The following is a 19,607-nucleotide window of genomic DNA, read 5'->3' as shown; positions in this document are numbered from 1 at the left end:
GGTCCTAGAGTCGGGCGGCGTCGCGGGCCAGCGACCGGTCGCGCTGCTCCTCGAAACGCGGGATCTGCACCGACCGCAACTGCTCCAGATAGACCGCCAGCCGATCCCGCGCCTGTTCCCCGCGCGGCCCGAAGTCGGTGCGGCCGAACACATCCCAATGCCGCAGCACCGGTTCCAGGACATCCTCGAGATGCTGGCGCAGATCGTAGATGCCGTGCTTGGCCATCAGCACCCCGTTGCGGCGGAAGTTCGGCATCCCGGTGCCGGGCATGCGGAAGTTCTCGACGATCAGGTCGATGGCTTCCATGGCCTGGTCGGGCACGAGTTCGAGGGCCGCCCCGCAGAGCGTGCGATAGAAGATCATGTGCAGGTTCTCGTCCAGGGCGAGCCGTTGCAGCATGCGGTCGGCGATCGGGTCGTCGCAGACCTTGGCGGTATTGCGATGGCTGATCCGGGTCGCCAGCTCCTGGAAGCTGACATAGGCCACCGAGTACAGGAACCCGGCGTGCGCGGCGGCGGTGGCGGCGTCCACGGGCGCGCTGAAACCGTGCGTCATATGGGCCATGCGATCGTTCTCCAGCGCGACCGGATCCACCCCGCGCGTGACGACCAGGTAGTCGCGCAGCACCACGCTGTGCCGGTTCTCCTCGGCCGTCCAGCGCCCCACCCAGGTGCCCCACGCACCGTCGCGCGAGAAGTTCTCGGCGATCTCCCGGTGATAGGAGGGCAGATTGTCTTCGGTGAGCAGGTTGGTGACCAAGGCCGCCTTGGCCACCTCCGAGAGCCTGGATTGCTCGGGGTCCCAATCGATTCCGCCGAGCTGCGCGAAGTTGCGCCCGTCGTCCCACGGCACGTAGTCGTGCGGATGCCAGTCCTTGAACACCGACAGGTGCCGGTCCAGCGCCTGCGCGGCGACCGGTTCCAGTTCGACGAGAATCTCACGCTGCGTCAGCTCACGCGCCACGGGTATGGTCCGCCTTCCGGTCCGAAGTTGCTCTTGATCTCCCGGACCACCGTTACGGGGCGGCGGTGCCGGAGACAGGGCCGAAAGTCCTACCGGAAAGGGACTTTGATCTTGAATCCGTTCAGGGGACCGTGACCGGGGCATCGCAGCTGGCGGGCGGGTCGACCAATCCGCACTCGGCCGGCCCGCGCACCGGCCGGTAGTCGGCGGACACCCCGCCGCGGGCGATGACCTCGCGATAGGCGGCGACGGCATCGGTGGGAGTCCGCGTCAGCGTGGGATCGGTACGGACATCGACGGTGTAAAGCCCGAACCGCGGCGTGTACGAGCCCCATTCATAGTTGTCGGTCAGGCTCCAATAGTTGTAGCCGATGATATTCATGCCGTCCGCCTGCGCGCGCTGCAACCAGTAGACGGTGTCCCGTAAATGGTCGGACCGCGTGTAGCCGTCGCTGCGCGGTTTCCCGTTCTCGGTCGGCAGCCCGTTCTCCACTATCCACAGCGGTTTCCCCGGGAATCGCTTCGAATAGTGCTGCAGCGCATAGTAGATTCCCTCGGGCCGCACCGGCAGATCCCACATGCCCGACGGCGCGGTGGCCGAGCCGTCGGACAAATTCACGGCGGCGAGTTCCGGCGGTTCGTAACCGAAGTAGTAGTCCACCCCGACGAAATCCAGCCGATCGCCGATCAGGTCCAGCAGCGGCCCGTTGACCTGAGACTCCGCCCCGGCGACATACCCGACATTGCTGGTCACCATGGCGTTCGGCTGCACCTGGTGGATGTAGTCGTAAATCTCGTTGTGCGCCTGCGCGACCCGCTCCAGCATCTGCCCGGCGTCGGTGTGATTCTGCCGCACCTCGTGCATGATGTAGGCGACCGGCTCGTTGACCGTCACCCAGATCGGATTGCGCGCCGCGTAATGGTCGACCACCCTGCGCATATTGTTCAGCCAGTCCGCGACCATTCCCGGATTGCGCCAGCCGCCGCGATCGGCCGCCCACCCGGGATACACCCAATGGTCGAGGGTGAGCATCGGTTGCATCCCCGCCGCGACAATGGCGGCGACGACATCGTCGTAGAAGGCGAACGCGGCCGGATCCCACACTCCCGGCTGGGTTTCCAGCCGCGCCCATTCCACGCCGATGCGGAACACCTTGACGCCCAGCTGCTTCGCCAGTGCGATATCCGACCGATACCGGGATCGGAAGTCCACCGAATCCCCGAGCCGGTCCCACCCGGCATTGGCATCGATGTAGCGGGTCCAATTGCTGTCCGGTGACTGGCCTTCGGATTGAAATCCGGAGGCCGCCACACCCCAGCGGAAATCCCCGCCGAGCGCACCGGGCGGGGTTTCCGGGGCCGTGCGCGCGACCCCGCAGCCCGGTAGCAGGACCGCGGCCATGACGAGGGCGACCGCGACGAGACAGCGAAATAGTGTGCGCATGAGCACATCCCCGGGAGCAGTACTCGAAATGAGTGAATTCGGTGACTAACTCCTGGATAGCTGCAGTTTATTGCGGGGATATGCCGGGTCGATATCAGTCCATGGCGGGTACCGGCGCCGCGGCGGCCTGATTGGCGAGGTTCTCGGCGACTTCCCGTTCCCAGGCCTTGTTCGCCTTGGTGGTGTCGACCTCGAATTCCAAGCGCTGCACCGACTTCGGGTCGATATCGGCCACGTCGACGTAGAACTGCTCGTACCAGCGGCGCAGGTGGTAGACCGGCCCGTCCTCCTCGCACAGCAGCGGATTGTCGATCTTGGACTTGTGCTTCCAGATCTCCACGTCCTGCAGGAAGCCGATGCTGATGCCCTCTTCCATCTTCTCCAGCAGCATGTCCGCGGCGTCGTCGGGGATGCCGGCGGGCTTGTGCAGGGTCATGCCCCAGTTCAGTACGAACGAGTCGTTGCTGATCGGGTAGTGGGAGTTGATCAGCACGCTCTCGATCTCGAACCCGCCGAAGCTGTTGCGCAGCGGATTGATCATGTAGGACGGGCCGAAATAGGACGCCTCCGAGAACAGCAGGCTGTCGCCGAACTCGGCGCCGACGCCGATATCGGTGCGCGGCTTGGAGTGCAGGTACTGGGTGGCGACATGGCCTTCGAACACGTTCTTGAAGAAGGTCGGGAAGGCGTAGTGGATGTAGAAGAAGTGCGCCATGTCCACGACATTGTCGATGATCTCGCGGCAGTGCGCGCCCTCGATCACCAGCGAATGCCAGGTCCACGGCGTCCAGTCCGCGCCGCGCACGCCGTCGGGCCCGTACACGCTCTCGATCACCGGGATGGTGACCTCCGGCGCGGGCTGATTGCCCTCGTGGTCGTGCCAGACGAACAGTTGCTCATTGCGCTCGAGCGTGGTCCACGCCCGGGTGCGGGCCAGCGGCGGCACTCGGCGGGCATACGGGATCTCGCTGCACTTGCCCGCGCCGTTCCAGCGCCAATCGTGGAACGGGCAGGCGATGTCGCCGTTCTTGACCGAACCCTTGGACAGGTCCGCGCCCATGTGCCGGCAGTAGGCGTCCAGGATCTTGATCTCGCCGTCGCTGTCGGCCCACACCACCAGCTTGGTGCCGAAAGCCTCTACGGAATGCGGTTTTCCGTCCCGGAAGGTCTCCGCCAGGCCGAGGCAGTGCCAGCCGCGCGCGAACCGCGTGGGTGCGTCGCCCACGTCGATCTCCCGGACGCCACGACCCTGCTTCGGTGCATTTGTAACCATCGTTTTGTCTACCTGCCCAGTGCGCCAACAGTTTCGGAACCGATCCAGCTTTGAGCTCGATCCGGGACTGCGCAAATTGCGAGCCATCACCGTGAGGCGCCCGGATCGGCATCGAGCGTGGCAGAACGCGTTTCGTGATGCGCGAGCGTGTTCTAGTTCACTCGGCGGCACTCCCGGAGGTGCGGAGGGGTGGCGTGCCGTGGTAGGGGGCGGCGTGAGCGGGACCTGATTCGTGGCTCGCCGACGAGCTGGGCGAGTAGCCGGCAACGCTTGATGTTACTGGCCATTCTGAAAGCAATCGCTGATTTCTGCTGTTGGCATGCAAGTACAGATCTACTATGTGACTCGTGATTCTGGTCGCGTGGTCAGGATCCAGTCTCGACGAGGAGCGCAGGCATGGACGGATTCAGCAGGCGGAACGCTTTGAAGATGGGCGGGGCCATGGGAGCGCTCGGTGCGCTCGCCATAACCGCCCCCGCGCGGGCGGAACCCTGGACCTGGTCACCGGAAGGTTCGGTGGCGGGCACCGGCGCGGGCACGGATCCGCTCACGGTGTGGGACACCGAGGCCGATCCGGTGGTCGCGGCCCTGCTCGACAGCGGCGACGTGCCGAGAGTCAATGCGCTGCTGCGGACTTGGACCCGCAATGGCCAGGCGCTGCCCGACGGGCTGCCGGCCGAACTGCGCGACTTCATGGAATACGCGCGCCGGCTGCCGCAGTGGGCGGACGCGGGCAAGCTGGCGACCGCGGTTGAGTTCAACAAGAAGCGCGGGCTGTATCTGGGCGTGCTGTACGGGCTGGCCAGCGGGATGATGAGCACCGTCATCCCCAAAGAGGCCCGCGCCGTGTATTACTCGCAGGGTGGTCACGATCTGAAGGACCGCATCTCCAAGACCGCCAAGCTCGGCTACGACATCGGCACCGCGAACGCCTACGGCCCGGACGGCGAGATGGTGGTGACCTGCGTCAAGACCCGCCTCGTGCACGCCGCGGTCCGGCACCTGCTGCCGCAGTCGCCGCAATGGCTGCAGTACTCCGGTGAGCAGGTGCCGATCAGCCAGAACGACATCATGGTCACCTGGCACAGCCTGCCCACCACCGTCATGCGGCATCTGACCGCGTGGAACGTGCCGATTCCAGGGAGCGAATCGGAGGCCTTCCTGCATTCGTGGCAGGTCGCCGCGCACATGCTCGGCGTGCGCGACGAGTACATCCCCAACTCGTGGGCGGAAGCGAATTCGCAAGCCGCGCAAGTGCTCGACCCGATCCTGGCGGCGACGCCGGAGGGCGCGCAGCTCGCGGACCGGCTGCTGCGACTGGGCGTGAACCTCGACCTGACCATTCTCACCAAGCCGGTACTCGGCGCGTTCACCCGCTTCCTGCTCGGCGATGCCATCGCCGACGGTCTGGCCATCGCCCGGGAACCGGTCTGGGACCCGCTGTTGCGTTTCAGCTGGGGCCCTTTCATCGCAGTCCGCGAGGGCGTACTCACCGTGGTGCCACCGACCCAGGAGGTGTACTGGCTCTTCGACGAATTCCTGCGCCAGGCGGCACTGTGGTACCTCGCCGAGCTGCGCATGCCCATCAGCATCGAAATCCCCATGGCCAACCGGGATCTCAGTCAACCACCGCGTTGACCTGGTTCGAGGCTTCGGCGGGCCGGACCTCCGGCCCACCGAATCGAATTCTTATCAAATTGACTGATTGAGCTGGAGGGTTCAGGGGATGGCACGATCGCCGCGATGGGTTCTGCGCACGGTGTCCGAGGGGTTCTCGGCGCTGGCGGTACTGCACAAGCGGGGTATGTTCGACCCCCTGCGTCCGGGCGACGCGATCCGATCCGCCCGCGACGCCGGGACCGTCGGGCCGTTCGTCACCGTCCTGAACCACGCGGTCCGGCGGGATCCGCACGCGGCGGCCATCGTCGACGAACTCGGCACCCTCACCTTCGCCGAACTCGACGCGCGATCGAACGCCCTGGCGCGCGGACTGGCGGAACTCGGCCTCGGTCCCGGAACCGTGCTGGCCGCCCTCTGCCGTGATCACCGCGGATTGGTGTGCACCCTGCTGGCGGCGGGCAAACTCGGTGCGCGCGTGGTCCTTTTCAATACCGGCTTCGCCAAACCGCAATTCGCCGACGTGGCACAGCGGGAGAAGGTCGCGGCCATCGTGCTGGACGAGGAGTTCCTCGGCCTCCTCGATGCGGTACCCGCCGGCATCCCCCGCGTGCTGTCGTGGGTCGAGGATCCCGAACGCGCGGGCGACCTGCCGACCGTCGACGTCCTGATCGCCGCCAACCCATCGGGTGAGCTACCGCCGCCGGCGCACGCGGGCGGCATCGTCATCCTCACCAGCGGTACCACCGGAACCCCCAAAGGCGCTCCGCGAGAGAAGGTTTCCCCGCTGCTGTCGGCGCAGTTCCTGGACCGCGTGCCGCTGCCGAAGGGGGACACCATCGTGATGGCGGCACCCATCTTCCACGGCACCGGACTCTCCCAATTCACCCTGGGCTGGGCGCTCGGCAACAAAATCGTGTTCCAGCAAAGGAAATTCGATGCCCGGCAGACCGTGAAGAACGTCGCCGACCATCGTGCCGCCACCCTGGTCCTGGTTCCCACCATGCTGCAACGCATCATCGACCTCGGCCCCGACGTCCTGTCCTGCTACGACACCTCTGCTCTCCGAGTGATTTTCGCGTCCGGCTCCTCGATTTCCCCCGACCTGAGCCGCCGCACCGCCGCGGCCTTCGGTGACGTGCTCTACAACCTCTACGCCTCCACCGAGGTCGCGGTGGTCGCCGTGGCAACCCCGGCCGATATGCGCGCGGCCCCCGGCACCGTCGGCCGCCCACCGGTCGGGTGCCACGTCGAGCTCTACGACGAACACCGCAACCGGATCACCACCCCGGGCGCGATCGGCACCATCTTCGTCTCCAGCGGGCTCAGCTTCACCGGCTACACCGACGGGGGCACCAAGGAATCCATCGACGGCCTGCTCTCCAGCGGCGATCTCGGCCATTTCGACGCCCAGGGCCGGTTGTTCATCGACGGCCGCGACGACGACATGATCGTCTCCGGCGGCGAGAACGTCTTCCCCCTCGAAGTCGAGAACCTCCTTGTGACCCGCCCCGATATCGCCGAAGCGGCGGTGATCGGGGTTCCCGACCGGGACTTCGGCACCCGGCTGCGCGCTTTCGTGGTCCCCGTCGAAGGGGCCGCTCCCGACCCCGAGAACCTCAAGGGCTTCGTCAAAGCCAATCTGGCTCGACACAAGGTCCCGCGTGACATCGTCTTCCTCCCCGAACTGCCCCGCAATGCCACCGGAAAGCTGCTGCGCCGCAAGCTCGAAGCAGGCGGCGACTGACCTCGGCGCGGAGCCGCGGTACCGCTCGCGTCCCGGGGTATCGTGCGATCGTTCCGGCGTTGCGAGAGCACGGCTGACCTGGCAGGGGTGAGATGACGGATCGGGCGGCAGCATGGTGGCGGGAGCTGCCGCCGACGGCGGGGGCCGCAGTGATGGCCTCCGGGATTCTGTCGATCGGATTGCACCTCACCGGGTTCGAGGTGCTGTCGGTGGCGGCGCTGGCGCTGGCGGCCGTGGTGTGGGCGGTACTCGGAATCGATTTCGCGACGCGGCTGGTGGGTCAGCGGTCGCGCTGGGTGGCGGAAGCGGGTACGCCGCCGGGGCTGACGGGCGTGGCAGCGACCACGGTGCTGGGGACGCGCGTCGTCCTGCTCGGGTGGGATGGTCTAGGCGCGGCTGCGCTGGTGCTGGCGGGGATCTGGTGGCCGGTGCTGCTCGTGGCGGTCATGCGGCGCTGGACCCGGGCGATGCCGGGTTCGGAGTTCCTGGTGTGCGTCGCCACGCAGGGGCTCGCGGTGCTGGCGGCGAGTCTGGCCGGGGCGGGCGGGCCGGTGTGGTTGTGCCGGGTAGCGCTGGGCTGGTTGTGCCTGGGCGTGCTGCTGTATCTGATCGCTTTGACGCACTTCGACTTCCGGCAGATCTGGCAGGGCGCGGGGGATCAGTGGGTGTGTACCGGCGCGCTGGCCATTTCGGCGCTGGCGGCCGCGAAAATCCTTGCCACGCACTGGCTGTCGGGGGCAGGACACGCGGTGCTGCTGGGTGTGCTCTGGGCGCTGCTCGGGTTGAACTGGGCGCTGTACCTCGTGCTGGCGATCGCCGAGATCGCGCGGCCGCGCCCGGAGTACGACATCCGCCGGTGGGCCACCGTGTTCCCGCTCGGCATGACCGCGGTCGCGACCCTTACGGCGGGCACCGTGACCGGGACGGGCGCATTGGGAGCGGTGGGTCGCCTCCTGTTGGCGATAGCCGTAGCGGTCTGGGTCCTCACGCTCGTGAAGGGATTGCGCGGCCGCCTCCGCTGATCAGGGCAATTGCCTGGTTAGAGTCGAAACCGATGATCAAACAGGAGGAGTTCGACGAGCGCCGGGACGCGGGTGCCCGGACCTCCCCGGCGCGGACCGAGCTGGATCGGCTGGGTCTCGCGTACGAGTTCGGGAAGCGGGTGCGGGCGGCACGCGAGGCTCGGGGCTGGACCGTGGCGGGGCTGGCTCGGCGCGCGGCGGTGATGAGTGCCGAGGTGGCGGCCATCGAATCCGGAACGCCCATGCCTGCTTCCGTTGCCGGGCGAGTGGCGGATATCGCCGGGGTCGAGTTCGGTTCCGGCTGAGCTGGTCATGTCAGCGCGGGCAGGTGGAGGCGATGGGGCTGTCGGCGAACAGGTCACCGATCCAGGGCAGCCATTGATCGGCGACGGCGGTGGGGGCTTCGTGACCGCCGGGGACGACCAGATCATGGACCGGGGTGCCGAGTGCGCACATCTTGGCCACCGCCGAGTCGGACCAGGCGGTATTGACCAGCGGGTCGGCGTCGCCACGGACGATATAGGTCGGGAAGGCGGTGGCGGATTTCGGGAGGTTGGTGCGGGCTTCGAAATCGGCCACGCGCTGGGCGGCCGCGTCATCGGTGAACCAGGCTTCGGCGGGTGTGGCCGACTTCCCCAGCTCGAGATCGGCGGCGGTGAGGTCGCCGGTACACGCGGCCTCCAAACGTGGTGCGGCGGTGAGCAGATCGCCGTGCATGACGCGATCGTAGGTGAAGGCGGGATCGCCGTATCGGATGGCTTCGACGATGTACGGCAGGATCAGGTACTGGTCCGGGGCATTGAGGGTCCGGGTGCGAACCGGCTCGTCGAGGTTGAGTTCCAAGGCGGGGGAGAGCAGCAGCACGCCGTGGATCTTCAGTTCGGGCGCATAGGATTTCGCGGTCTCGGCGGCCGATTCCGCGGCGCGCCCACCCTGCGAGGCACCGACGAGAACGAGGTCCTGGGCGAGGGGCATACCGGTCGCGTGCGCGGCGCGGGCCGCGTTCAAGACGTCGTAACCCGAAGACGGCGTGTCCAGATACGGTGCGGCGCCGGGACCGTCGAGACCCTGATAGTTCGTCATCACCACGGCGTGCTTGCCGGTCAGCAACTGGGTGACCAGGGGCGCGGAACCGAACAGGGTGGGGGAGTTGGTCGGTGCGCACGCGCTGACCACGCCGGAGGTGCCGTGCGCCAGGGAGATCAACGGCCAGCCGCCGGGCGGCGCGGTACCGGTCGGGACGAACAGCGCACCCGACACCTCGATCGATTCGCCCGACGGCGCGGTCGACCGATAGCGAAGGTAGGTGGCGGAAGAGGCCGCCGCGGACAGCGCCGAATCCAGGTTCTCGAGCGACCGCTGAGCTATCAGCGTTCCCGGTGCTTGCGGCGTCGAATCGGCGGGCTCGGTAGACCGGCCGCACCCGGCCAACACCATGATCAGCAGAATCGGGACCGCGACGGCTGCGCGCACGCTGCACCTCTGAAGGGGGATCGGTGACGGCTCTATCGGTTAGCCGCAGTATAGCTTCGCCGCCGTCACCGATCCCCGAGCGTCAGGCCCCTAGTCGGCGCCCCAATGCTGTTCCATCAGAATGCCTTTGGCGGCCAGCCAGGACACCGGATCGATCTTGGTCCCGGATTCGTCCCAGATCTCGAGGTGCAGATGCGGTCCGGTGGAATTGCCGCGGCTGCCCACCGAGGCGATCACGTCGCCGGCGTTCACCCGCTCCCCGGCCTGCACGTACATATCGTTGACGTGCCCGTACACCGCGATGGTGCCGTCGTCCTGCTGTACCCGGATCCACTGCCCGAAGCCCGAAGCCGGACCGGCCTCGATCACGGTGCCGCCGAGCGCGGAATGAATCGGCGTGCCCAGCGGGTCGGCGATATCGACGCCGTAGTGGAATTCGCCCCAGCGGCTGCCGAATCCGGAACTGATCACACCCGCGACCGGCAGCACCGCGGGCGCCTGCTGGAACACCGGCGTGGCCGGGGCGCCGACCTGCGGCAGCTCCGGCACCTGCACGTCGGGCACCTGTACCTCGGGTACCTGTACCTGCGGCAACTGCTTCTGAATGTCCTTGATGGCCTGCTCGGCCTGCGCGAGCGGACCCGCGATCTCCACCGGCAGCCCGGTGAGCCCGAACGGCGTCAGCGCGGCAACCGGTTCGGCGACGGGCGAATCCGGCACCGCGGCCTCGACCGGTTCGGCCTCGGCCGCATCGGGCGCCTCGGTGACGGGCGCGGCCTGCGCGAGCGCGGGAGCGAGCAGGCTGGTGGTGCTGAGCAGGGTGCCGGCGGCCACGGCCGCGCCGGTGAGGGCGCGCATGCGGGTGGTCACGGGCGGTTCGGCGCGATGGCTGCGTGGGGCGGCGGCAGCCTCGCCCACTAGTTCTTTCACGGACAGGGATCCGGCGGCGTGGCGGTGCTGCGACATACGACGTCCTGGCGGTCGATCAACGGTGTACCGTCGGCTCCGGCTCACGGCGGGGTAGTCGATATCGAACCGAGGCTGCGGCGTGACGAAAACTGTACCGCGCCAGGCGTACTCGTGATGATCGTTTCGGCCGCCGGTCTCGGCTCGCGCCCGCGGAATTTACCCGGAGTTCGATTCCCGGGAGTGGCAGCGCCGACCACTTTGTGCCCAAATGTTCGCTGTATCGAAATAATTGCCTCTGAACTGCAAAAATGATGATTGCTGATCTGGGTAGGGTGGGGCATCGTTGAGGGGTGCGGCGACGGTGGCGGGTGCTGGAGACAGCAACGGCGGGTGTGGCGGCGGCGGTGGCCGGGCTGACCGTGATGGTGCCGATCGACCCCACGGTCGGCGTCACGCAGGAATCCTCGGCCTGGGTCGATCTGGCGGTGTTCAATGTGCCGCGCGCGACGCTGGCCGCGGCTTTCGTGACGGTGCTGGCGGCGGTGTGCATCGTGATGGCCAGCGACGCGGTCGGCTGGGTGGTGGTGGCGCTGGGCGCGGGCGGGCTGCTCGTGGATCAGGTGCTGTGGAGCAACGAGGTCGGCTCGCAATCCCTGCTGACCTGGATCGACTCGGTGCTCGCGGGCGTGCTCATGGGTACCGTCGGCACCCTGGCCTGGCATCGGAAATCGACCGCGAGCGCCTTCCTGTTCGGCGCCATGAGCGGCATCCTGGTCGGTGATTTCACCCCGGCCCCGACTCCGGGTCACACGCCGTCGTGGCTCAATCGCTACCTGCTGGAAATGCCGACGATCGGAATGTCCGCGCTCGTGATGGTGGCCGCGGCCTTCTGCGCGCTCGGGCTGCGGCATCGGCCCGCGGTGGTGCGCAAACTCGTCGACGTGATCCCGCTGCGCCCGGTGGTGGTGGCCGGCATCGTCTTCCCGACCATCCTGCTCACCTCCGAATGGTTCGCGCAGGAAGGCCGCGAGCTGCGAGTGCTGGTGGTGGGAACGGTCTTGATCGTGTCGGCCGCGCTCATCGGGGCGTTCATCCTGCCCGGCCGCGACGGCGTGCTCCTGCTGCTGATGGTCGCCTTCGCGGCGGCCGGCAGCACCCCGGTGACCGTGCCCCGACCCGATTGGGCCGTATTGGTTTTCGTCGCGCTGGTGGGTCTGGGCCTGGCCGCCGGGCACCGGCGCGGACTGCCGCTGCTGGCCGCCGGCTTGATCGCCCTGCTGGCCGTGGGAGCCATCCTGACCGCGATGACCGGCGCGCACGGCATGCTCGTCGCCGTGCTGGGCGGAATGGCGGTGGCGTTCGTGGGCGGCTACAGCCTCGGCGCGGCCACCCCGCTGTTCCCGTCGATTCCGCCGCTGTGCATCGGCGTGCTGTTCGTGCCGTCGGCGGCGGTTGCGCTGTGGGGCAGGGATTTCGACCGCATCGCCTACTCGCCGAGCTGGTATCGCCCCGCCGAACCCGCGCGCGCGATCGCGCCCGGACTGGTCGCGCTGGCCATCACGCTGGGCTGCGCCGCCGCCATCGCCCTGGTGTGCCGGGTGCGTCCGCGCACCAAGGAAGCCATTCGCGATCGCTGGGCCCGCATGCAGGCCGACGCGGAACGTCCAGGCACGATCGCGTTTTCCGAGAGCAGCCTGCCCTACTTCGCGGCGTCGAGGCGGGACGCGGCGAGCTGGACGAGAAGGTCAAGGGTGTAATCGAATTCGCGATCGCGGTCGAAGCGCGCGAGATGCGGTGCGGCGCGGGCGATCTGGGGCAGTCCCGAGGTTTCGAGGGTGCGGCGGCGTTCGGCGATGCCCACGATATCGTCCGTGCCGAAAGTCGGACCGGCCGAGATCTCACGCAGCAGGGTGCCGATCAGGGTGGCCAGGAAAGTGCGTAGCAGGTGCACGGCTTCTTCGGGCGAACAGCCGCCCGTGCACAGCACGGTCAGCACCGCCTCGGTGGGCGCCAGTCCGCCGAACGAGGACAGCTGCCGGGTCAGCACCAGCGTCGCGGCCTCGGGGTGGGTGAGAGTGACGCGCCGGAACTCGTGCGCGAGGGCCCGCAGATCGGCGTCGAGTGATCCGGTGGGCGCGGGCATGCGGAGCTGTTCGAGGAGGTGTTCGGCGACCGCGTCGAGCAGATCGTCCTTGCCGTCCACATGGTGGTAGAGACTTTTCGCGTCCACGCCCAGCGCTCGGCTGACCGATCGCATGCTCACCGCCGCAATGCCTTCCGCGTCTATCACCGCCAGCGCGGCGGCCTGGATCGCCGCGCGGGACAGTTGCGCTTCGGCCTTGGGCGGCCGCCCGCGGCGCGGGGGCGAGGTGGCGGAACCGGTCATGGCGTTCATCATTCCTCACGCTTGCTTATTTCCACGGCGTGGGTTTACTCTACCGATTATTCCCACGCCGTGGGATTCTGAGTGAGCCGAGTGCTCGGGAGTTCCGCTATGACCGACCGTTTCGCCATTCCCGCCCCCGAGGTGCTGCGCGCCCGCGAGCAGCTCGTCCTCGATCACTTCCACGACGAAGTACGCCAGGACTGGGACGATGTGCTGGCGACCTTCCCGCATCCGCACTACGAGATCATTCCGACGCTCACCGTCCACGACGGCGACGCCGAGGTGCGCGGCTACTACCACGACACCCGGGTGGCGTTCCCGGATCAGGACCACGAGATCATCGCCATGCGGCACAGCGCGGACGCGGTGATCGTCGAATTCTGGCTGCTCGGAACGCATCTGGGGCCATTGGGCGGTATCCCGGCCACCGGCGGGCGGCATCGGACCCGGATGACGGCGTATTTCGTCTTCGACGAGCACGAGCGGCTGGTCGCCGAACGCATCTACTTCGATACGCTCTCGATGCTCAAACAGCTGGTCGCAGCCCTGAACCTGCGCGACCCGCGCACCTGGCCGCTGCTGGTGCGGGCGCTGCGCGGACTGCTCGCGATGTCGAGCCAACCGGACCCGCGTTTGGTGCACACCCCGGCCGCGGCATGAAGGTCCGTCATCTCAACTGCGGCACGATGCATCCGCCCGCCACGCCGGACGGTCTGGTGTGCCATGTGCTGCTCGTGGAGACCGAAAACGGTCTGGCGCTGGTCGATTCGGGCCTCGGGCTACGCGATGCCGAATCGCCCGCCCGGCGTTTCGGCCCCGCGCGCCACTATGTGCGGCCGGTATTCGATCCGGCCGAGGCGGCGATCACTCAGCTGCGCGCACTCGGCTACGACCCGCACGACGTCCGGCACATCGTGCTCACCCACTGCGATGCCGACCATATCGGAGGCCTGGCCGACTTCCCTTGGGCGCAAGTGCATCTCACCGCCGCCGAGGCGGCGGCCGCACAGCGTCCCGGCACCTTCGCCGAACGCGGCCGCTACCTTCCCGAACCGCGGGCCCACGGACCGCGGTTCGTCACACACGACCCGGCGGCGGGGGAGTCCTGGCGCGGCTTCCCCGGCGCCGAGGAACTCACCGGCATCGCACCCGGCATCGTGCTGATCAGCCTGCCCGGGCACACGCGCGGGCACGCCGCCGTCGCCGTGGACGCCGGCGTCCACTGGATCTTGCACGCGGGCGACGCCTTCTATCACCACGGTCAACTCGACGGCACCGCCTCCGCACCCCGAGCCCTGACCGCGATGGAACGCCTCGTCGCCGCGGACTGGCAGCGCGTCGAAGCCAATCACGCCCGGCTGCAAGAACTCTGGCGGGCGGCCGACCCGGACCTGCTGCTGGTCAACGGCCACGACCCCTACCTGTTCTCGGTCGCCTCCGCGGCGGGCGTGCGCCGATAGGGTGCGGCGATCTCCGGACCGAGCTGCGGCGCCGCCATGGACTCGCGGCGCTGCACGGCCGCGTCCGCGTCGGGCTCGTTATTGGCGGTGAGGCGGTAGACGGCGCGTTCGAGTATCGGCAGCACCTGGGCCACTTCGAGGGTGCCGTCCGCGCACTGGCCCAGCAGTGAGAACGTCATATTGGACAGCACCACCGCGATGTCTTGCAGGTATTGCGGATCCGCGCCGCCCAGCACCGCCGCCGCGATGGGCAGCACGGCATCGAGCCCGTGATTGTCCAGGCGCTCGGAACCGGGCCCGATGCGCGCCCGGTGGTAGGCCTCGAGCATGATCGGATGCCGCTCCCACGGCTCGAACACGTGCCGGGTCACCCGCATCAGCCCCGCGTACACCGTTTCGCCCGGCGGCGGGGATTCCATCGGGACATAGATGTTCTCCTCCATCCACCGTTCGATGGCCGACACGATCAGCTCGTCCCGGGTGGGGAACACCTTGTAGATGGTGCTCAGCGAAACCCGCGCCCGCCGGGCCACTTCGCGCAGTTGGACGGCGTCGTAGCCGTCGGATTCGAGCAGTGCGCGCACCACGTCGATGATCCGGGCCCGCAAAGCCTCTTCCGTCTCCCTGCTCACCCCGCTACAGTAACGCCGTTACCTGAGTAACCGAGTTACTCATCGTGCTTCGCCGGGTGTCGCGCCGGGTGAGTTCGCAGAGAAAGATCACGATGCCCGGACAGCAGAATCGGTCCCCGTCGCGCCGCCGGCCCGTCGCACGCGCGTGGACCCTGGCCGCCACCGCCTGCCTCGCCATTGCCGCGACCTGTCTGGCGGGAGCGCTCGGCAGTGCCGAGCCCGTCGACGAGTTCTACTTTCCCCCAGCACAATTCGATACCACGCCGGGTGCAGTCATCAAGACCGCGGGCATGCCGGTGTATCTGGCGCAGCCGGGATCCGATGGCAGCTGGCCGATTCCGGCGCAGCGGGTCATGTACACCTCGCGCACCCAGGACGACGTGCCGGTGGCGGTGACGGGGACGTATCTCGACGCGAGCCGGCCATGGCGCGGGTCCGGGCCGCGGCCGACGGTGCTGATCGCGCCGGGGACGGTCGGGCAGGGGGATCAGTGCGCGCTGTCGCTGGCGTTCTCGACCGGCATGTATGCCGCGGTGACGCCGCCGACGTTCTCGGCGAATCAGGAGGCGCTGGCGGCACTGGCCTGGAATTCGCTGGGCGCGCGGGTTTTCGTCACCGATTACATCGGGATGGGTACGCCGGGGATCCACACCTATGCCAATCGGATCGAGGAGGCGCGGGCGGTGCTGGATGCCGCGCGGGCCGCGAATACGTTGTCCGGCAGTGGAAATGAGACGCCGCTGGCGTTCTGGGGGTACTCGCAGGGCGGCGGCGCGAGCGCGGCGGCGGCCGAGATGCAGCCGGCGTACGCGCCGGAATTGCATCTCAAAGGTACCTGGGCGGGTGCGCCGACCGCGGATCTGTCGGCGATTCTGGACCGCATCGAGGGCAGCTTGATCGGTGGTGCGGTGGGATACGCGCTGAACGGTTTCCTGGCCCGCTATCCGGAGCTGAACGGCGAGTTCGATGCCCGGATCAATGCCGCCGGGCGCGGACTGCTCGAGGAGCTGTCCAACGGCTGCATCGGCGACATGATCCTGCAGCACCCGTTCCTGCGCACGCCCGCCTTCACCGCCGATCAGCGGCCGCTGGTGGAGCACATGCGCGAAATACCGGCTGTCGGAAAGATTCTGGCGCAGCAGCGCACGGGCTCGCTGACGCCGGGCAGTCCGGTGCTGATCACCAGCGGCATCAATGACGACACCGTGCCCTACGGACAGGCGCGGCAACTGGCGACCGAGTGGTGCGCCGCGGGGGCGACCGTCACCTTCCGGACCAATGGCCTGCCGCCGATCCTGTACGGCACCACCATTCCGAACCATTTCGGGCCGGAGCTGATCGACGGCTTCGGCACCGACAGTGCGGTGAACTATCTGCTCGATCGGCTGGCGGACAAGCCGGTCGCGGGCTGCACCTTCGACTGACCTGTCAACGTTCGACTCGCGAAAGTCTCCCATGTCAGAAATCTCGCGCCGCGCCCTGCTGACGGGCACGGCGGGCACCGCCGCACTGCTCACCGCCGCCCGATTCGGTACGGCCCGGCCCGGAATCGCCGCGCGGGTCAACGATATTCCGCTCACTCGGGAGGACCATCGAGTGGTGGTGGTCGGTTCGGGGTTCGGCGGCGGCGTGGCCGCGCTGCGCCTGGCCGAGGCCGGGGTGCCGGTGCTGCTGCTCGAGCGCGGCATGCGCTGGCCGACCGGCCCGAATGCCCGGACCTTCCCGAAGGCGACGGCGCCGGACAAGCGCATGCTGTGGCATCGGTCCAGTCCGGAACTGTTCGGCCGGCCGATGGTTTTCGAGCCGTACACCGGTCTGGTCGAGGCGGTGCCCGGCGAGAACATGACCGCCCTGTGCGCGGCGGGCCTCGGCGGCGGATCCCTGGTGTACCAAGGGATGTCGTTGCAGCCGGCCGAAGAGGTGTTCACCGCGCACTTCCCGTCCGGGCTCGACTGGGCCACGATGGACAGCGTCTACTACCCCCGGGTGGCGCGAATGCTGAGCCTCGCGGTCGCGCCGGACGAGCTCCTTGATTCCGAGAACTACCGGGCGGCAAGGGTTTTCGCCGAGCATGTGCGCCGCGCGGGACTGCCGCTGTCGAAGATCCCGATGCCGATCGACTGGAACTTCGCCTTGGCCGAGCTGCGCGGCGAGATGACGCCGTCGTACACCAACGGAGACGGCTCGATGGGCGTGAACAATGGCGGCAAGCACACCGTCGACGTCACCTATATCGCGGCGGCCGAGGCCACCGGGCGCGTGAGCGTGCAGACCCTGCACGAGGTCACCGATATCGAACGCGGCGCCGACGGCCGCTGGATCGTGCACGTCGACCGCACCGATACCTCGGGCGCCGTGCTGGAGAAGAAGATCCTCACCACCGGCGCGCTCATCCTCGCGGCGGGCAGCCTCAATACGACGCGCCTGCTGGTCCGGGCCCACGGCCGCGGCCAAATCCCGGACCTACCAGACGAATTGGGCGGCAACTGGGGTACCAACGCCGACCGTATCTATGTCTGGACCAGCCCCGGCGACGAATTCGGCCTCGAACAAGGCGGTCCCGTCGTCTACGGCAGCAAGAACTGGACGGATCCGCATGCCGCCCACACCGTCGTTCAAGCCTCCATCCCGCCGCTGTCCATGGACGCGCGATCGACCATGCTCGTCGGCTACGGCGTCAGCGGCGGGCGCGGCGAATTCCGCTACGACGCCGCCGCCGACAGCGCCGCACTGCACTGGCCTGCCGACGGCGATTCCTACATCCAGGACAACCACATCGGTCCCGCTGTCCGCCGGATCGCGGGCGATGCCGCCGCCCTCCTGGACACGAACGCGGTGTTCCCCTCGACCTGGCATCCGCTGGGTGGCGCGAGCATGGGCACGGTCTGCGATCTCGAGGGCCGTGTGCTCGGCCAGCGCGGGCTGTACGTCCTCGACGGTGCGCTCATGCCCGGCAATACCGCTGCCTGCAATCCGTCGATGACCATCGCCGCGATCGCCGAACGTGCTCTGGCCCAGCTTGTTTCGGTCGATGTCGGCCGGACGATCTGAACGCCGCTATCCGGTCGATCGGCAGGTCTGGCCGGCGGCTTGCGCAGCGCCGGTCGCCGGTACCGAGGTGGTGGCCGGTCCCGCGCCGAGGGTCGGTGCGGGCGGCGCCGTGCTCGCGCGGGTCGGGGTGGCCGGTGCGGGGGTGCCCGCCGGAGTGGCGGCGGCGGAGCCCGCGGACGGCGCGCAAGCCGGTAGCAGCTCCCTTTCGACGACCGAGCGGAGCTGCTTGTCTGCTTCCTCCCGGGAGCCCGAGGGCAGGCCCTTGGCGATCGCATACTGGCCGGTGGCACGGAAATCGGCGAGTTTCAGTTCCCGGCAGCCGCTCGGAAAGGCCGAACCGGGCGGCACGAGGGTGAGTTCGCCCGATTCGGTGACGCAGCCGACCTGGTCCACGTCGCGGATCGACAAGCCCAGCACCGAATCCGGCATGCCGCGCAGTACGACCACGCGTCCGTTGTCGGCGGCGACGAAATAGTTGGCGCGGATCAGGTTGTAACCGATCAGCAGACCTGCCGCCACGCCGGCGATCGCCAGTGCGGCGACCACGCGCCGACGTGACAGCCGGGGTGCGGGCCTCTCGGGATTCGCTTGTCCGGCAAGGTGTTCCGTACTCGCGTGGAATGCCTTCGGTGGCGGTGCTCCCGGAATCAGCATCGGTTCCGGGCTCGGAACCCGGTCGGAGATCACCGCCGGTTGTGGGCGCGGCCGCGGTTCCGGAACCGGTGCGGGCGATGGGGCCGATGCTGCGATCGCGCGGTTCAGGTCGGCGATCAGCTCCGCGCAACTCGGATACCGATCATCGGGGTTCTTGGCCAGCGCGGTCGCGATCACCGCATCGAGCCCCGGCGGCAGGCCGGAGCGGAACCGGCTCGGCGCCGGCGGGGGCTCCATCAGATGCGCGCCGATCACCGCCGCCTGATCCGAGCGCGGGAAAGGTGTTCGGCCGGTGAGGAATTGGAACAGCGTGCAGCCGAGGGAGTAGATATCGGCGCGATGGTCGGCGGGCCGGCCGGAGAATCGTTCCGGGGCCGCGTAAGCGAAGGTGGCCGCGACGCTGGAGAGCGTGACCGTGTCGTCGAGGGTGCGGGCGATGCCGAAATCAGTGAGCACCGCGCGCATGCCGTGCCGCGGATCGTGTTCCAGCAGCAGATTGGCGGGTTTCACATCACGGTGCTGGACGCCGCTGTGATGGGCGTGATCGAGGGCATGCGCGGCATCGGTGATCAGGCTCGTGGCTTGATCCAGGGGGAGGCCTTCGGGTGCGGACGACAGCAGTCGCAGGGTGTCCCCGCCCGGAATGTGCCGCATGGACAGCCACAGCGCGCGATCGTCCGGGCCGTTGCGGTCGTAGACGGGCACGATATTCGGATGGTCGAGGCGCGAGGCGACTGCGGCCTCCCGGTCGAAGGCGGCGCGGGTGCGCGGGTCCGCGGCCAGGGCATCGTTGAGGATTTTCAAGGCGACTTCGCGGTCCAGCCGGGGGTGACGCGCCAGATACACCGCGCCCATACCGCCGGTGCCGAGCAACCGCACGATGGTGAACCCCGCGAACTCCGACCCCGATGGCAACACCATGACACCCCCCGGTTGTGCGTCTGCGCTGCACCGGCACGGGATTCGGCCGGGGGC

The 19,607-nt window shown here is 68.2% G+C and carries 17 protein-coding genes; 9 read left to right on the top strand and 8 right to left on the bottom strand.

Annotated elements, in window-relative coordinates; translation table 11 throughout:
- Positions 1 to 4: 4 nt before the first annotated feature.
- From NY1_RS14680 to NY1_RS14670, 3 genes are all read right to left on the bottom strand, one after another.
- Positions 5 to 964 carry an acyl-ACP desaturase gene (locus NY1_RS14680; protein WP_067712599.1) on the bottom strand — a complete coding sequence of 320 codons (960 nt, stop codon included), beginning with the start codon at positions 962 to 964 and terminating at the stop codon, positions 5 to 7.
- 121 nt (positions 965 to 1,085) lie between these two features.
- Positions 1,086 to 2,408, bottom strand: coding sequence for a family 1 glycosylhydrolase (locus NY1_RS14675; protein ID WP_067713512.1), 1,323 nt, complete (start codon positions 2,406 to 2,408; stop codon positions 1,086 to 1,088).
- Positions 2,409 to 2,502: 94 nt separating this feature from the next.
- Entirely contained in the window at positions 2,503 to 3,681 is a 1,179-nt protein-coding gene (locus NY1_RS14670; protein ID WP_067712596.1) for a 3-ketosteroid-9-alpha-monooxygenase, oxygenase component, read from the bottom strand.
- Positions 3,682 to 4,077: 396 nt separating this feature from the next.
- On the opposite strand from NY1_RS14670, the gene NY1_RS14665 reads away from it, so the two are divergent.
- The 4 genes from NY1_RS14665 to NY1_RS14650 all read left to right on the top strand — a co-directional run bounded on the left by NY1_RS14665 (position 4,078) and on the right by NY1_RS14650 (position 8,372).
- Entirely contained in the window at positions 4,078 to 5,319 is a 1,242-nt protein-coding gene (locus NY1_RS14665; protein WP_067712593.1) for an oxygenase MpaB family protein, read from the top strand.
- Between the two features lie 88 nt (positions 5,320 to 5,407).
- Complete coding sequence (locus NY1_RS14660; protein ID WP_067712590.1) at positions 5,408 to 7,045, top strand: acyl-CoA synthetase; 1,638 nt, start codon at positions 5,408 to 5,410, stop codon at positions 7,043 to 7,045.
- A gap of 92 nt (positions 7,046 to 7,137) precedes the next feature.
- Positions 7,138 to 8,067: a tellurite resistance/C4-dicarboxylate transporter family protein gene (locus NY1_RS14655; protein WP_067712587.1), complete on the top strand. Its 930-nt coding sequence runs from the start codon at positions 7,138 to 7,140 to the stop codon at positions 8,065 to 8,067.
- A 32-nt stretch (positions 8,068 to 8,099) separates the two neighbouring features.
- On the top strand, positions 8,100 to 8,372 hold the full coding sequence (locus NY1_RS14650; RefSeq protein ID WP_067712584.1) for a helix-turn-helix domain-containing protein: 273 nt from the start codon (positions 8,100 to 8,102) through the stop codon (positions 8,370 to 8,372).
- Between the two features lie 10 nt (positions 8,373 to 8,382).
- On the opposite strand, the gene NY1_RS14645 is transcribed toward NY1_RS14650, so the two are convergent.
- Positions 8,383 to 9,540, bottom strand: a complete 1,158-nt coding sequence (locus tag NY1_RS14645) for a lipase family protein (RefSeq protein WP_067712581.1) — start codon at positions 9,538 to 9,540, stop codon at positions 8,383 to 8,385.
- Between the two features lie 90 nt (positions 9,541 to 9,630).
- Positions 9,631 to 10,506, bottom strand: a complete 876-nt coding sequence (locus NY1_RS14640) for a M23 family metallopeptidase (protein ID WP_067712579.1) — start codon at positions 10,504 to 10,506, stop codon at positions 9,631 to 9,633.
- A 293-nt stretch (positions 10,507 to 10,799) separates the two neighbouring features.
- Here NY1_RS14640 and NY1_RS44205 point away from each other — a divergent pair, with 293 nt between their 5' ends.
- Positions 10,800 to 12,206: a hypothetical protein gene (locus tag NY1_RS44205; RefSeq protein WP_218028357.1), complete on the top strand. Its 1,407-nt coding sequence runs from the start codon at positions 10,800 to 10,802 to the stop codon at positions 12,204 to 12,206.
- Here the strand turns inward: NY1_RS44205 and NY1_RS14630 are convergent.
- Positions 12,149 to 12,835 carry a TetR/AcrR family transcriptional regulator gene (locus tag NY1_RS14630; RefSeq protein ID WP_067713509.1) on the bottom strand — a complete coding sequence of 229 codons (687 nt, stop codon included), beginning with the start codon at positions 12,833 to 12,835 and terminating at the stop codon, positions 12,149 to 12,151. The two genes, NY1_RS44205 and NY1_RS14630, sit on opposite strands and share 58 nt — an antisense overlap.
- 108 nt (positions 12,836 to 12,943) lie before the next feature.
- Here NY1_RS14630 and NY1_RS14625 point away from each other — a divergent pair, with 108 nt between their 5' ends.
- Both NY1_RS14625 and NY1_RS14620 read left to right on the top strand, forming a co-directional pair.
- A complete protein-coding gene (locus NY1_RS14625; protein WP_067713503.1) occupies positions 12,944 to 13,495 on the top strand; it encodes an ester cyclase in 552 nt (183 codons plus the stop codon).
- Complete coding sequence (locus NY1_RS14620) at positions 13,492 to 14,295, top strand: MBL fold metallo-hydrolase (protein WP_067712573.1); 804 nt, start codon at positions 13,492 to 13,494, stop codon at positions 14,293 to 14,295. The genes NY1_RS14625 and NY1_RS14620 overlap by 4 nt, the downstream gene beginning before the upstream one ends.
- Here NY1_RS14620 and NY1_RS14615 read toward each other — a convergent pair.
- The gene (locus tag NY1_RS14615; protein WP_369690438.1) at positions 14,253 to 14,927 is read right to left on the bottom strand and encodes a TetR/AcrR family transcriptional regulator; all 675 of its coding nucleotides are present in this window, start codon (positions 14,925 to 14,927) and stop codon (positions 14,253 to 14,255) included. The two genes, NY1_RS14620 and NY1_RS14615, sit on opposite strands and share 43 nt — an antisense overlap.
- A 92-nt stretch (positions 14,928 to 15,019) precedes the next feature.
- Here NY1_RS14615 and NY1_RS14610 point away from each other — a divergent pair, with 92 nt between their 5' ends.
- Both NY1_RS14610 and NY1_RS14605 read left to right on the top strand, forming a co-directional pair.
- A complete protein-coding gene (locus NY1_RS14610) occupies positions 15,020 to 16,351 on the top strand; it encodes a lipase family protein (protein WP_084534976.1) in 1,332 nt (443 codons plus the stop codon).
- A 31-nt stretch (positions 16,352 to 16,382) separates the two neighbouring features.
- Positions 16,383 to 17,978, top strand: a complete 1,596-nt coding sequence (locus NY1_RS14605) for a GMC oxidoreductase (protein ID WP_084534975.1) — start codon at positions 16,383 to 16,385, stop codon at positions 17,976 to 17,978.
- 6 nt (positions 17,979 to 17,984) lie between these two features.
- Here NY1_RS14605 and NY1_RS14600 read toward each other — a convergent pair whose 3' ends face one another.
- Positions 17,985 to 19,553: a serine/threonine-protein kinase gene (locus NY1_RS14600; RefSeq protein ID WP_067712570.1), complete on the bottom strand. Its 1,569-nt coding sequence runs from the start codon at positions 19,551 to 19,553 to the stop codon at positions 17,985 to 17,987.
- Between the last annotated feature and the right edge of the window lie 54 nt (positions 19,554 to 19,607).

It is taken from the genome of Nocardia yamanashiensis NBRC 100130 (genome assembly GCF_001613325.1).
Classification (GTDB): Bacteria; Actinomycetota; Actinomycetes; order Mycobacteriales; family Mycobacteriaceae; genus Nocardia; species Nocardia yamanashiensis.
The sequence above is the reverse complement of the archived record's forward strand: the minus strand, read 5'-3'. Positions and strand labels throughout refer to the sequence as shown.

What these genes read in the sequence shown, in the direction of transcription:
- NY1_RS14675 (WP_067713512.1), bottom strand. Translation starts at nt 2,408, where the DNA reads ATGCGCACACTATTTCGCTGTCTCGTCGCGGTCGCCCTCGTCATGGCC.
- NY1_RS14660 (WP_067712590.1), top strand. Translation starts at nt 5,408, where the DNA reads ATGGCACGATCGCCGCGATGGGTTCTGCGCACGGTGTCCGAGGGGTTC.
- NY1_RS14670 (WP_067712596.1), bottom strand. Translation starts at nt 3,681, where the DNA reads ATGGTTACAAATGCACCGAAGCAGGGTCGTGGCGTCCGGGAGATCGAC.
- NY1_RS14650 (WP_067712584.1), top strand. Translation starts at nt 8,100, where the DNA reads ATGATCAAACAGGAGGAGTTCGACGAGCGCCGGGACGCGGGTGCCCGG.
- NY1_RS14655 (WP_067712587.1), top strand. Translation starts at nt 7,138, where the DNA reads ATGACGGATCGGGCGGCAGCATGGTGGCGGGAGCTGCCGCCGACGGCG.
- NY1_RS14625 (WP_067713503.1), top strand. Translation starts at nt 12,944, where the DNA reads ATGACCGACCGTTTCGCCATTCCCGCCCCCGAGGTGCTGCGCGCCCGC.
- NY1_RS14605 (WP_084534975.1), top strand. Translation starts at nt 16,383, where the DNA reads ATGTCAGAAATCTCGCGCCGCGCCCTGCTGACGGGCACGGCGGGCACC.
- NY1_RS14620 (WP_067712573.1), top strand. Translation starts at nt 13,492, where the DNA reads ATGAAGGTCCGTCATCTCAACTGCGGCACGATGCATCCGCCCGCCACG.
- NY1_RS14665 (WP_067712593.1), top strand. Translation starts at nt 4,078, where the DNA reads ATGGACGGATTCAGCAGGCGGAACGCTTTGAAGATGGGCGGGGCCATG.
- NY1_RS14640 (WP_067712579.1), bottom strand. Translation starts at nt 10,506, where the DNA reads ATGTCGCAGCACCGCCACGCCGCCGGATCCCTGTCCGTGAAAGAACTA.
- NY1_RS14610 (WP_084534976.1), top strand. Translation starts at nt 15,020, where the DNA reads ATGCCCGGACAGCAGAATCGGTCCCCGTCGCGCCGCCGGCCCGTCGCA.
- NY1_RS14630 (WP_067713509.1), bottom strand. Translation starts at nt 12,835, where the DNA reads ATGACCGGTTCCGCCACCTCGCCCCCGCGCCGCGGGCGGCCGCCCAAG.
- NY1_RS14600 (WP_067712570.1), bottom strand. Translation starts at nt 19,553, where the DNA reads ATGGTGTTGCCATCGGGGTCGGAGTTCGCGGGGTTCACCATCGTGCGG.